The organism is Desulfobacterales bacterium (assembly GCA_021647905.1).
Classification (GTDB): Bacteria; Desulfobacterota; Desulfobulbia; order Desulfobulbales; family BM004; genus JAKITW01.
The window spans coordinates 62,514-75,655 of sequence record JAKITW010000001.1; the positions used below are offsets into that span (position 1 = coordinate 62,514).

Genomic DNA, 13,142 nt, shown 5'->3' on the forward strand with positions numbered 1-13,142 from the left:
GGAAAGGGGTTTTCTTATAGCGAACGGTGTAGCGGACCCTGAGCCGCAGCCGTGACGGCAAAAGCGGAATTTGAAACAACTTCGGCATGATATGCTTATGGATTCCGACCCTTATTTATTTTTCTTAAGGATCTGGGCGATCTTGCCGGACAGGTCCCGCAGGTTGAACGGTTTCTGGATATGCCCGTCCGCGCCCTGGTCCAGTATTTCCCTGACCGTGTTGTTGATTGCATCGTATCCCGATGCAATAAGGACCAGGAGGTCGGGCTTGATCTCCTTTAATCTGGAATAGGTCTCTTTTCCGTCCATCACCGGCATGTTGAGATCAAGGATCACCAGATCAACGCTGTCACGGTTTTCAGACAGTATCTGCACGGCCTCCTCGCCGTTTGTCGCAATCAGCGTGGTGCAGCCGAGAAACTGGAGATGCTCCGACAGCATGGTGGTGATAAAGGGTTCGTCATCCACTATCATGATCGTGGCTTTTCCGGCAAAGCGCTCCGGCGCCGGCCGGCCGTCTTCTCCCGAAATAACCTTGGAAACCGGCAGAAATACGCTGAAACGGGTCCCCTTGCCGGGCGTACTGTCAACAAGGCAGAACCCCTTGTGGCTTTTGACAACCCCGTAGACCATGGCCAGTCCCAGGCCGGTGCCCTTGCCGACCTCCTTGGTGGTAAAGAAGGGCTCGAAAATTCTTGGCAGCACATCTTCCGCGATTCCCGTGCCTTGATCCATCACCGTAAGCTTGACATAATCGCCGGGTTTTGCCTCGGTGTGTGTCTTGCAGAAGGCCGCGTCCAGGACCACTTTTTCGGTTTTTATGGCGAGTTCGCCGCCCTCGGGCATGGCATCCCTGGCGTTCATGCAGAGGTTCATCACGACCTGTTCCAACTGGGCCGGGTCGCTCAGAACAGGGGGAAGTGATTTGCTGAGATCGAGTTTGATGGTGATCCGTTTGTTGATGGTGTTTTTGAGCAGTACGACAACATTGTTCACGTTGTCGTTTATATTAACCGGCCGGTGCGCCAATATTTCCCGGCGGGCAAAGGCCAGCAGTTGCTTGGTCAGGTCGGCGGCCCGGAAGCCGGCCTTTTCAATGGTTTCAAAGGTCTTGTATTCCTTGTCTTCCGGGTTGCGTTTTCTTTTGAGCAGGGCGATGTGGCCGAGGATGCCGCAGAGGATGTTGTTGAAGTCATGGGCGATACCCCCGGCCAGGGTGCCCAGGGCGGTGAGTTTTTCCGCCTCAAAGAGCTGGCGCTGGGTCTTTTCCATCTCCTCTATCTGGAGCTGGATCATCTTTTCCTTCCTGGCCAGCGAGAGACTCATATCATTGAAGGTCTGGATCAGCTTGCCGAATTCCGCCGGGGCGTGATACCGGGCCTGGTAGCCAAGCTCTCCCCGGGCGATCTTGTTGGTTGCGGTCAGGAGTTCCTGGATCGGTTTGGTGATGTGCCCGGTCAGGTAGATGGCAATGGCAAAGGCGACCATAAAGGTAAGCAGGAGGGTGAGGGCCAGGGTGTTGTATGACCGAGAGATATGCTGCATGGCATACTCGGACTTTTTCTGGATGTTTGCCGCGGAGGCGATGATCATCCCCTGGACCTTCTTGAGGATGGTTTCGCTCAGATCGAAAACCTTTTTCTGGAGTTCGGCCCGGTAATTTGTTTCCACCGCAGTGGTGATCAGGTGGCTGAGCTGTTCCTCATAATCCTGGATAAGGGCCTCCGTGTGGTCGAGTTCTTCCTGCACCGAAGGGTTGTGGTGGCAGCTGTGACACCTTTTGACCGTGGCGTCGATTTCATTGGCATTGGTCAGGATGTCGTCGAGATTGTCTGAAAAGATCTCAGGGGAGGAAAAGGTATATGTCTGGATCCGCTGAAACCTGAAACTAAGTTCCTGGCGGATATCCTCGATCTCGTGCAGACTCAGGAGATCGCGGAGATTTGAGATGGTGGTGATGAAATTGTACAGGCTGACGCTCGCACCCAGGGAAAAAAGGGTGAAGATCAAGGCGAATGATATGATGACGCGTTTTTTCACTGATTCTTGTAGTGGTATTCTTTGAGTTGCAGCCCGGCCTCTTCGGCCAGATCAAAAACAGGCTGATAATCATCTTTGCCGGTTTTCACGAAACGGACCGCGCCGAGAGACTTGAGCACAGAGACGCCGGCCGGGTCTTGATCCAGGTTCAGCAGGGCCGCCTTGAGCCGCTCTTTCAGATCCTGCTTCATGTCGGCCCGGACACAGAGGCCGTTGGAAGGGACCCTGATCGAGGTTGCCAGGATAACCAGATCCTTTGCCACCCGCGGATCAGACTGCTTGGTACGCTCATATATGGTGTTCTTGGCAGCCCCGACATCCGCCTCGCCGGCAAGCACCGCCTTGATCGAGGCATCATGGCTGCCGGTGAAGAAATAATCCTTGAAGTAGGAGGTGAAATCATTGATTCCATCCCGTTTAAGATAGGCGATGGGAAAGACGAAACCGGCGGTGGTGGCCCTTTCAACCAGGGCCAGGGTCTTGTTTTTCATGTCGGCAACATTTTTAATGCCGCTGTCCTTCCTGACAAAAATATATCCGCAGTAGGTGGAGGTCCCGTCCAGGTTCACCGGTCTGGCAAGGGGCTCCACCTTGAGTTGCGAAATGGCAAGGGCCCCGGTGAATGAACCCAGGAAGGCGCCGTCCACCCGGTGGTCGATAAACCTTTGAATAATGTTGCCATAGCGGCTGAGGATGGTCAATTGCACCTTGACCCCGATTTTTTTGGTGAGATAGGCGGCCAGCGGTTCAAAACGCCGCTTCTGTTTAAAGACGTTCATCTCCGGGAGGAGGCCGATAACGATCTTTTCCCCGGCCCGGGGTTGGGCCGGAAACGAGAGGAACAGGAGCAGGGCGCCCAGTACCAGAGATATCCAGCGCAGCTGTTTTGAAAGTATATTGAGAGACATAATTTTCTCCTCTGGATGAAGTGACCGGAAAACGCCTCTTGGCGGCGGTCCGAGTCGGATTCTATTCGCTTACCCTGCTGATAACCGCCTGTCAAGTAAATCCGCCCGGCCCTGCCCAGGGGGGGGAAATCTTTAGTAACCGTTCACCAGAGGCTACAAATTTACGGAATCCACCGGCCGGTAAGCGTTTACCAGTGCCACGGATTCGTGCAAGCAGGCCGGCGAATCCATAGTATGCCTATGTGAGCCGGCCTGATCGTGCGAAGATGGGGTGCTGGTGAACGCTTACAATCTTTAATCTTGACGCCTGGCGGTCGAGCTTGTAGAAAACCAACTGGCCGGGTACGCACCGCATTCACTATATATTGGAAAGGGAGGCAGTACAAGCCATGTTGCCGCAGAACCACTTGTTCATATCCACCCTGACCATTGCCCCGGTGGCCGTTGTCTATGCCGGCAGGGCCGAGGATATTCTGCTCTGGGTCCTGGTCGGCGGCATGGTCTCCATGGCCATGGATCTGGATGTCATTATTCTGGTCTTTCTCCGTTCCCGCGGAGAAAAGCGTTTGCAGCCCTACCGTAATCCGGTGCTCATCTTCAGGGAGTTCGACCAATTCATGACCGTGCTCAAGGAAACCGGGGTCCGGGATACCGTGCTCAAGACGCACTTCATGACCGCGGCGGTGGTCCCGCCGATCTTCTATTTCCTCTGGCCCTCCGTTGTTGTTCCCGTGGCCCTCGGGGTTATCTCCCACCTGTTGGGCGACCTTGCCGACATCAACCGGTCGGCAAAGGACTGAGGACCTTTTTTTCAGGCACAAGGCGGCAGGCGCATCTCATCGCTCTGTTGTGGTAGATCGCCGGCCGGAAATGCGGGTTCAGGGCATCGCCAGCATGCCTTGCCGCTCGATAAAGGCAAGGATTTCGTCCACGCCCTGGCCGGTTTTCATGTTGGCAAAGACAAAGGGTTTGGCGTTGCGCATCTTTCTGGCGTCATTGTCCATCACGGTCAACGATGCGCCCACCATCGGGGCCAGGTCAATCTTGTTGATCACCAGCAGGTCGGAGCGGGTGATGCCCGGGCCGCCCTTGCGCGGTATTTTGTCACCAGCGGCCACATCAATGACATAGATCGCCAGATCGGCCAGTTCCGGGCTGAAGGTGGCGCTCAGGTTGTCGCCGCCGCTCTCGATGAAGATAATGTCCAGGCCGGGGAAACGGTGGATAAAGTCGTCCACCGCGGCAAGGTTCATCGACGCGTCCTCCCTGATGGCCGTATGCGGACAGCCGCCGGTTTCAACGCCCATGATCCGCTCGGCGGGCAGGGCCTCGCTCCGGGTGAGAAACTCGGCATCCTCGCGGGTGTAGATATCGTTGGTGACCACGGCTATCTGGTAGCGGTCGCGCATCTTGCGGCACAGGACATCTATAAGAGCGGTTTTACCGGAGCCCACCGGGCCGCCGATGCCGAGGCGCAGCGGCGACGGTTTTTTTTCTGCTGTCATCACTTTTCCTTGCAAGAGTTCAGGGGTAAGAGTTCAGGATCGATACAAGCGGGTGTACTGGTTTTCGTGCAGGCTGCAGGCCAGGGCCAGGGCCGGGTTTGCCGAGCCGATCTCCGCATCCTCGATGTTCAGGCCCTGGTCAACGGTTTCCGCAATATCCGCGCTGAGTCGCAGGAGAAGACCCTGGCCCTCTGTCTGGCCCAGGGGGATGATTTTGATTCCGGCCAGAATCTGGTTCTCCAGCCAGGCCCAGGCATAGCCCAGGGCGGCATCCCGCAGGGTGATATCCCAACGTACCGCGGCAAGGGCAAACCCGGCCAGTTGGCTGCGGCGCAAGGACTGTCCGAAGCGTCTGGCCCCGGCAACCCCGAGACCTTGCAGTAAGGTGGCCAGGGCCCGGCCCCGGGTATGTTCTTCCCGGCGTAATTCAGCTGTCTCGCGGCAGGCAAGGAGCATGGCGCACCATTGTTCCAGTTCCTGCTGCTGCTCGTTTTCTATCGCCCTATACATCCGGCCTAAAATCGCAATATCGACAAAGGCCAGTGACTGCCCGGCCAGGTCGGCGAGCCAGGCGCCCAGGGAAGGGCCGTCATCTATCCAGCCCGCCTCCACCGCCCATTCCAATCCTTGTGAATAGCTGAACGCGCCGGTGGGCAGGGTCGGGCTGACAAGGTGCAGCAACCGCAGCAAGGAATTGTCCCTATTCATGGCGGTGTCCGTGCCCCTTGCCATAGGCCCCGGTTTCCGGTTCCAGGGGGGCCTGTTCCTTTTCCGGCCGCAGGCCCATGCCCCGGATCATCTCATCGAGTACATGGTCATGCAGGTAGCGGACCCGGCGTTGGCCGATTTCCAGATCCACATGGCGGTTGCCGAGATGATAGCAGATACGCGCCAGCAGCAGGGGGTCGTTGGAGCGGACCGTGGATACCGTTTCCACTGCCGCCCTGATCCGGACCACATGGCCGTTGTCCGTGGCCAGGCAGTCGCCGTCGCGCAGGATAACCCCGCGTTCGAGAAAGAGTCCGGCCTCCTCGCCATTGTCAAGCTGGACCCGCAACCGGCTTCGGGTGCGCTGCGACCAGGGCAGGGTGAGGGTGGTCGCGGGCTCATGGCAACCAATAATTTTTCGGGTTAGACAGAGCATCTCAGAAAAGAAAATAGCGCTGGGCCATGGGCAGAGTTATTGCCGGCTCACAGGTGAGCAGTTCACCGTCGGCCCGTACCTCGTAGGTCTGCGCATCGACCTCGATTATCGGCAGGTAATCGTTAAGCACCATATCTTTTTTAGTGATATTGCGGCAGCCCCTGACCACGCCGATCCCCTTGTTCAGGCCGAGCTTGCCGGCAATACCCGCATCCATGGCCGCCTTTGAGAGAAAACTGAGCGAGGTGGCGGTTCTTGCCCGGCCCAAGGCGCCGAACATGGGGCGGTAGTGCACTGGTTGCGGCGAGGGGATGGATGCATTGGGGTCGCCCATGGGCGCCGCGGCAATCATCCCGCCCTTGATGATCAGGCTGGGCTTGACTCCGAAAAGGGGTGGCTTCCACAGGACCAGATCGGCCAGTTTGCCGATTTCCACCGAGCCGACCTCGTGGCTGATGCCGTGGGAGATGGCCGGGTTGATGGTGTATTTGGCAATGTAACGCCTGGCCCGCAGGTTGTCGTGACCGGCCGGGTCATTGCCTAAGCTGCCGCGCTGGGTCTTCATTTTATGGGCCGTCTGCCAGGTGCGGATGATCACCTCGCCCACCCGGCCCATGGCCTGGGAGTCGGAGGCGATCATGGAGAATGCGCCAAGGTCGTGGAGGATATCCTCGGCGGCAATGGTCTCCCGCCGAATACGGGATTCGGCAAAGGCCACGTCTTCGGCGATTTTCGGATCCAGATGGTGGCAGACCATGAGCATGTCCAGGTGCTCGTCCACGGTATTGATCGTATAGGGCCTGGTGGGGTTGGTGGATGAGGGCAGGACATTGTTTTTACCGCAGGCCCGGATGATATCCGGGGCATGGCCGCCGCCGGCGCCCTCGGTATGGTAGGTGTGGATGGTGCGACCCTTGAAGGCGGCCATGGTCTGCTCGACAAAACCGGATTCGTTCAGGGTGTCGGTATGAATGGCCACCTGCACATCCATGGCCTCGGCCACGGTCAGGCAGTTGTCAATCGCCGCCGGCGTTGTGCCCCAGTCTTCGTGCAGTTTCAGGCCCATGGCCCCGGCCCGGACCTGTTCCTCCAATGGCCCCGGCAGGCTGGCATTACCCTTGCCCAGGAAGCCGAGGTTCATGGGCAATTCCTCGGCCGCCTGGAGCATGCGCTGGATGTTCCAGGGGCCGGGGGTACAGGTGGTGGCATTGGTGCCGGTGGCCGGGCCGGTGCCGCCGCCGAGCATGGTGGTGATGCCGCTCATCAACGCCTCTTCCACCTGCTGCGGACAGATAAAATGGATATGGGCGTCAATACCGCCGGCAGTGATGATCGAGCCTTCCCCGGCAATGGCCTCGGTGCCCGGCCCGATAATAATGTCCACCCCGGGCTGCACGTCCGGGTTGCCGGCCTTGCCGATGCCGGTGATTCGCCCGTTTTTAACCCCGATGTCGGCCTTGACAATACCCCAGTGGTCAAGGATCAGCGCATTGGTGATCACCAGGTCCACGGCATCCCTGCTCAGGCGCTGGCTCTGGCCCATGCCGTCGCGGATGACCTTGCCGCCGCCGAATTTTACCTCATCACCGTAGATGGTGCGGTCTTCCTCCACCTCGATCCACAGTTCGGTATCAGCCAGCCGTACCCGGTCGCCAATGGTTGGGCCGAACATCTCCGCATACGCCCGGCGGCTTATTGTCGTCATCGCGTCTCCTCCAGTTGACCCATGATCGCGCCGTTAAAGCCGTATACCTTGCGGTCGCCCGCATAGGCGACAAGCTCCACCTCGCGGCTCTGGCCGGGCTCGAAGCGAACCGCGGTCCCGGCGGCGATGTTGAGGCGGAAGCCACGGGTCTTGTCCCGGTCGAAAAGCAGGGCCGGGTTGGTCTCGAAGAAGTGGTAATGGGAGCCGACCTGGATGGGACGGTCGCCGCTGTTGGCGATGTCGATCCTGATGCAGGTGCGACCTTGATTGATTTCAATTTCTCCTGCCGGGGTGATGATTTCACCTGGTATCATGGTAAGCCTCGCTATAGGATAGGATTATGGACAGTAACCAACTTGGTGCCGTCGGGGAAGGTGGCCTCCACCTGCACCTCATCCACCATTTCGGCGACCCCCGCCATGACATCTTCACGGCCAAGCAGGGTGCGTCCGTAATCCATGAGTTCGGCCACTGACCTGCCGTCCCGCGCCCCTTCCAGGATGGCGGCGCTGATAAAGGCCACTGCTTCGGGATAGTTGAGCTTCAGGCCGCGCTCTTTACGCCGCTCGGCAACAAGCCCGGCCGTGAACAGCAGCAGTTTATCCTTTTCTCTTGGTGTCAGTTCCATGGGTATTCCCCCTGTAATGCGTGCGAAGGATGGCCGCACTTTTTTTGTAAATGCTCATCTCAGGTACCTGGTTCAAGTTGCCCAGATGCGCGGCGCACAGGCGTTTCTTCCGGCGAGTTCCGGCCGCAGCAAGGTCCAGATTTCCGTGAACAGGGTCTGGGCCGCAAAGGTTGACCGGCCAAGGTATCTGGCCACCAGCAAGTCGTCAACCAGGGTCACCCCGTACAGGCCCTCTTTTCCCCGGGGCGCAAGACTGCGCACGGGCGCCAGCATATCCTCCTTGCCATTGGTGGCGACAAAGGTAGCGGTTACCGGAAAACCACGCAGCCCGGCGCATCGATCCAGGTCTTTTTCGCCTTCCACTCGAAGCCGGTCTATCAGCAGGGGACTCCTGTCGCGACGGATGACCAGGCTTGTCAACAGCCTGCCGCCGGTAAAACGCCGGCCGTTAACCGGCAGGCCCAGACAGAGAATCTCCCAGCCGATGAATTTTGCCGTGGGCTCAAGATCGATTCGGGTGCTGATCATTGCCTCGGCGCCGGGAAAGAGAATGTTGCCCTGGGGAAACCATTCGACCATTGCCCCGTTGTGCACGGTAATACATTGTTCCTGCACCGCCTTCCTGCCGGCGGAGCGGTAAAACCTGGTCGCTCCGGGCGTGGTGAGCAGGGCCGCGGTGCCCTGGCCGGCAAGGACATCGATTTCCAGCCGGTCGCCGCCGACCACCCCGCCGGGCGGATGGAGGATGCAGGTGTGGCAGACCCGGCCCTCGGGATAGAGGGGACGCTGGACAACAAGCGGGCCGCTGTGGCGGTTGCGGGCAAGAACGGTGCGCTCTTGCCTTGCGGTATATTCCAGTTCCAGGCGGGCGGTCCAGCCTTGGGGTTGTTCGCTGTCTGTTCCGGTCGCGGTCATCTTTAGACGGTGAGATACTTGCGGATTAACTGGTCGTCAAGCACATCCATGGCTCCGGTCGCCATTGACCGGCCACGGTCCAGAATGGCAAAGCCGTCGGCCACGGCCCGGGCAAAGGGTAGTTTCTGTTCCACCAGCAGGACGGTTATGCCCATCTCGTTTTTCAGTTTGTTGATGATTTCACCGATCTCCTGCACGATATTGGGCTGGATGCCCTCGGTGGGTTCATCCAGGATCAGCAACGAGGGGTCCAGCACCAGGGCGCGACCGATGGCCAGCTGCTGCTGCTGGCCGCCGGACAGGTCACCGCCCCGCCGGCCCAGCATCTCTTTTAATACGGGAAAGAGATCAAAGACAAGGTCCGGCACTTTTTTTCTTTTGGTGCGTCCGGCGGCCAGGCCGATTTCCAGGTTTTCCCGCACGGTGAGCAGGGGGAAAATCTGACGCCCCTGGGGGACATAGCCGACGCCCAGACCGGCCCGCCGTTCCGCCGGCAGTCTGGTTATATCCTTGCCGGCAAGGGTGATCCGGCCGGAACGCACGGGCAGCAGTCCCATGATGGAATCGAGCAGGGTGGTCTTGCCCACGCCGTTTCTCCCCATCAGGCAGGTGCATTGCCCTTTAGGCGCGGCCAGGTCGATATCCCAGAGGGTGTGGCTCTCGCCGTAGTACTGGTTGAGTCGTTCGATCCGCAGCATCTGTTATTCTCCGAGATAGACCTCAATGACCCGCTGGTCGTTTTGTATTTCGTCCATGCTGCCTTCGGCCAGCACGCTGCCCTGATGCAATACCGTTACCTTGCGGGCAATGGAACGGACAAAGTCCATATCATGCTCAACAACGATGACGCTGTGGGTTCCGGCCAGGGAGGTCAGCAGTTCGGCGGTGCGCTCCATCTCCTGGTGGGTCATGCCGGCGGCCGGTTCATCGACCAGCAGCAGTTTCGGGTTCTGCATCAGCAACATGCCGATCTCCAGCCACTGCTTCTGGCCATGGGAGAGGGAGCCGGCCCGATGGTTGTACTGCCGCTCCAGGCCGATGATGTGGATGATCTCGTCAATGCGGTCGCGTTGCTCGCCGCTTAAGCGGGCGTTCAGCGTTGTCCACACCCGCTTGTCGCCTGCCATGGCAAGCTCCAGATTGTCAATCACCGGATGGTGTTCAAAGACCGTTGGCTTTTGAAATTTCCGGCCGATACCCGCGGTTGCTATTTCCGGCTCATCCATTTTCAGCAGGTTGATCTGCTGGCCGAACCAGGCAGAGCCGCTGTCCGGCCGGGTTTTGCCGGTAATGATGTCCATCATCGTGGTCTTGCCGGCGCCGTTGGGGCCGATGATGCAGCGCAGTTCACCGTCTTCGATGTACAGATTGAGGTCGTCGATGGCCTTGAATCCGTCAAAACTTACGGTGATTCCATCAAGGTAGAGGATTATCCCGTGGGTCAGGTCAAGGTCCGGCGGCGTATCCGGCATGAGAAACTCAAAAACCTGGTCACGGCGCCCGTAGGAGCGCACTGCCTCAAGGATAGTCATCGGCTCACCTCTTTTTTTCGCAACAGCCCGGTCACTCCCCTGGGCAGGAGCAGGGTCACCAGGACAAACAGGGCGCCGAGAGCAAACAGCCAGGCATCCGGCATGGCGGCGGTAAGATAGCTTTTGGCGTAGTTGACCATCAGGGCCCCGGCCACTGCGCCGTACAGGGTTGCCCGGCCGCCCACCGCCACCCAGACCACGATCTCAATCGAGGCCAGCGGCGCAAATTCCCCGGGATTGATGATACCGACCTGGGGAACATACAGGGCCCCGGCAATCCCGGCCAGCATGGCGGAAAAGGTGAAGATCCACAACTTGATATGTTCCACCCGAAAGCCGATGAACCGGGTCCGGTCCTCCTGGTCCCGGATTGCGGTGCACAGCTTGCCGAGCCGGGAGCGGGTGATGTACAGGCAGCTCAGGTATCCCGTGCCAAGGGCGATGGCCGAGGCAATGAACAGACCGGCCCGGGTGGTATCGGCCTGCAGGGAAAACCCCAGGATATCCTTGAAGTCGGTCAGGCCGTTGTTGCCGCCGAACCCCATTTCATTACGGAAAAAGGCCAGGAGCAGGGCATAGGTCAGGGCCTGGGTTATGATCGACAGATAAACCCCGGTGACCCGGGAGCGGAAGGCCAGCCAGCCAAAGGCCAGGGCCAGCAGTCCCGGTACCAGCACCACCATGAGCATGGCGAACCAGAACCACTGCGAGCCCTGCCAGAACCAGGGCAGCTGCTGCCAGTTGAGAAAGACCATGAAGTCGGGCAGCACGGGATTGCCGTATACGCCGCGGCTGCCGATCTGTCGCATCAGGTACATGCCCATGGCATAGCCGCCCAGGGCAAAGAAGGCGCCGTGGCCGAGAGTGAGAATGCCGAGGTAGCCCCAGACCAGGTCCACGGCAATGGCCAGCAGCGCGTAGCAGAGGTACTTGCCGATCAGGGTCATGGTGTAGGTGGGGATATGCAGCGCACTGGTCTCGGGTACCAGCAGATTGCATATTGGCACCACAATGGTTGCCAGGACCAGCAGGCCGAGCATCAATGCTCCGCCGCGGTCATCTCTGAGAAGTCTGAGAACGATCATGAGTTACCCCGCGGCGCGACCCTTTTGCGGGAACAAGCCCTGGGGACGTTTCTGGATAAAGAGGATGATGAAGACCAGGATCAGGATCTTGGCCAGGACGGCCCCGGCCCAGGGTTCGAGAAACTTGTTGGCCACCCCCAGCGACAGGCCGCCGATCAGCGTGCCCCACAGGTTGCCGACCCCGCCGAACACCACGACCATGAAGGAGTCGATAATGTATGCCTGGCCGAGATTGGGCCCCACGTTGGTGAGCTGGGAAAGGGCGACGCCGGCGATCCCGGCGATGCCGGAACCAAGGCCGAAGGTCAGGGCGTCCACCCTGGCGGCCCGGACTCCCATGGCCCTGGCCATGGCCCGGTTCTGTGACACTGCCCGGACCTGCAGGCCGATGGCGCTTTTTTTAAGGAGGAGATAGAGCCCGGCAAAGACCAGTACGGAAAAGATGAGAATAGTTAGGCGGTTGGTGGTCAGTGACAGGATCGGGTTGATCTGTAGCGAGCCGCTCATCCAGGCCGGGGTGGCAACACTGCGGTTAAGCGGCGAAAAGATGGTGCGCACCGCCTGCTGCAGGATCAGGCTGATGCCGAATGTGGCCAGCAGGGTCTCCAGGGGCCGGCCGTAGAGAAAACGGATGACCGTGCGTTCAATGACAATGCCGGCCAGGCCGGAGACGATAAAGGCCGCCGGAATGGCGAGAAAAAGCGCAGTACTGATGGAGCCGGGAAGCATCTGCTGGATCACGTAGGTAGTATAGGCCCCCAGCATGATCAACTCGCCGTGGGCCATGTTGATCACCCCGATCACCCCAAAGGTGATGGCCAGTCCGATCGCGGCAAGTACCAGCACCGAGCCGAGGCTGAGGCCGAAGAAGATTTTTTCCACCAGGCCGTAAAAGGCGATCTTCGATTCAATGGAGGACAGCACCGATTTCGCCTTTTTGGCAACAGCCGGATCCTGTTCCTCGGAAATCAGGCGGTTGAGTTCATTGCGGACCGCCGGGCTGAGACTTCCCTGAAGCCTGGTTAAGGCCAGCAGTTTCTGTTCGTTGTCGCGGCTGCGCAGACCGACGATGGCCATGGCGGTTGTCAACGCCTCGCGAACCTCGCTGTTGGTTTCCGTTTTCAGAAGTTCCCTAAGAATGGAGGAGGACTCAATGGTCAGGGTTACGGTCAGCTTGTTGACCGCCTCGGCCCGCACCCTTGGGTCCGGATCGCCCAGATTGATTCTGGCCTGGACCCCTTTAAGCCGGGCGCGCAAGCTGTTGTTGATGGTTATTTTTTTAAGTTTTCTTTTTTTTACGGATCCCAGGGGTTCTCCGGTCAGGGCCGAGGTAATGGTTGCCCGTGAATTTTCAATATCAGCATAGACCAGGGTGTTATCCTTTTTTATCCGGTACAGTTTTCCGTCAAGCAGGGCCCGGAGAATCGATTCCGCCCGCTGGTCGCCGCTTGTTGCGATTTTTTCGATGCCGCTTTCCTTCTGCTTGAAATTTTTCTGGAGCAGAAGCTGTATCCCCTCGTCAAAAGAGGTCTCGCCCTGGTCGGCATGGCAGATCCCGGCCATCAGGAAAAGAGCGAGCAGGAGAAGGAAGTAGACCTTCATGCCGGGGTATTGATTATGCCGTGGCAGGTTCATGGAAATGTTCTCTGTTGATCTTCCGGATTGAATTCAGGGCTTCCG

14 protein-coding genes are annotated in these 13,142 nt (G+C 58.9%); 1 reads left to right on the forward strand and 13 read right to left on the reverse strand.

Annotated features, from left to right (window positions below):
* Positions 1–111 precede the first annotated feature (111 nt).
* Entirely contained in the window at positions 112–2,040 is a 1,929-nt protein-coding gene (locus tag L3J03_00290; GenBank protein ID MCF6289433.1) for a response regulator, read from the reverse strand.
* Positions 2,037–2,948, reverse strand: coding sequence for a phosphate/phosphite/phosphonate ABC transporter substrate-binding protein (locus tag L3J03_00295; GenBank protein MCF6289434.1), 912 nt, complete (start codon positions 2,946–2,948; stop codon positions 2,037–2,039). The genes L3J03_00290 and L3J03_00295 overlap by 4 nt, the downstream gene beginning before the upstream one ends.
* Positions 2,949–3,337: 389 nt before the next feature.
* On the opposite strand from L3J03_00295, the gene L3J03_00300 reads away from it, so the two are divergent.
* Positions 3,338–3,748, forward strand: coding sequence for a hypothetical protein (locus L3J03_00300; protein MCF6289435.1), 411 nt, complete (start codon positions 3,338–3,340; stop codon positions 3,746–3,748).
* Between the two features lie 78 nt (positions 3,749–3,826).
* Here the strand turns inward: L3J03_00300 and ureG are convergent, their stop codons facing one another.
* From ureG to urtB, 11 genes are all read right to left on the reverse strand, one after another.
* A complete protein-coding gene (ureG, locus tag L3J03_00305) occupies positions 3,827–4,453 on the reverse strand; it encodes an urease accessory protein UreG (protein MCF6289436.1) in 627 nt (208 codons plus the stop codon).
* 33 nt (positions 4,454–4,486) lie between these two features.
* Positions 4,487–5,161 carry an urease accessory protein UreF gene (locus L3J03_00310; protein ID MCF6289437.1) on the reverse strand — a complete coding sequence of 225 codons (675 nt, stop codon included), beginning with the start codon at positions 5,159–5,161 and terminating at the stop codon, positions 4,487–4,489.
* Positions 5,154–5,597 carry an urease accessory protein UreE gene (gene ureE, locus L3J03_00315; protein ID MCF6289438.1) on the reverse strand — a complete coding sequence of 148 codons (444 nt, stop codon included), beginning with the start codon at positions 5,595–5,597 and terminating at the stop codon, positions 5,154–5,156. The genes L3J03_00310 and ureE overlap by 8 nt, the downstream gene beginning before the upstream one ends.
* Before the next feature lies 1 nt (position 5,598).
* Entirely contained in the window at positions 5,599–7,302 is a 1,704-nt protein-coding gene (gene ureC, locus L3J03_00320) for an urease subunit alpha (GenBank protein MCF6289439.1), read from the reverse strand.
* On the reverse strand, positions 7,299–7,616 hold the full coding sequence (locus L3J03_00325; GenBank protein MCF6289440.1) for an urease subunit beta: 318 nt from the start codon (positions 7,614–7,616) through the stop codon (positions 7,299–7,301). The genes ureC and L3J03_00325 overlap by 4 nt, the downstream gene beginning before the upstream one ends.
* Before the next feature lie 11 nt (positions 7,617–7,627).
* A complete protein-coding gene (ureA, locus tag L3J03_00330; protein MCF6289441.1) occupies positions 7,628–7,930 on the reverse strand; it encodes an urease subunit gamma in 303 nt (100 codons plus the stop codon).
* A 72-nt stretch (positions 7,931–8,002) separates the two neighbouring features.
* Complete coding sequence (locus L3J03_00335; protein ID MCF6289442.1) at positions 8,003–8,845, reverse strand: urease accessory protein UreD; 843 nt, start codon at positions 8,843–8,845, stop codon at positions 8,003–8,005.
* Between the two features lie 2 nt (positions 8,846–8,847).
* Positions 8,848–9,543 (reverse strand): urea ABC transporter ATP-binding subunit UrtE, encoded by a 696-nt coding sequence (urtE, locus tag L3J03_00340; protein ID MCF6289443.1) that lies wholly within the window; start codon positions 9,541–9,543, stop codon positions 8,848–8,850.
* 3 nt (positions 9,544–9,546) lie between these two features.
* Positions 9,547–10,377 (reverse strand): urea ABC transporter ATP-binding protein UrtD, encoded by an 831-nt coding sequence (urtD, locus tag L3J03_00345; protein ID MCF6289444.1) that lies wholly within the window; start codon positions 10,375–10,377, stop codon positions 9,547–9,549.
* Complete coding sequence (gene urtC / locus L3J03_00350; GenBank protein ID MCF6289445.1) at positions 10,374–11,462, reverse strand: urea ABC transporter permease subunit UrtC; 1,089 nt, start codon at positions 11,460–11,462, stop codon at positions 10,374–10,376. Before urtC ends, urtD begins: the two co-directional genes overlap by 4 nt.
* A 3-nt stretch (positions 11,463–11,465) precedes the next feature.
* Positions 11,466–13,097 (reverse strand): urea ABC transporter permease subunit UrtB, encoded by a 1,632-nt coding sequence (gene urtB, locus L3J03_00355; protein MCF6289446.1) that lies wholly within the window; start codon positions 13,095–13,097, stop codon positions 11,466–11,468.
* Positions 13,098–13,142: the final 45 nt, after the last annotated feature.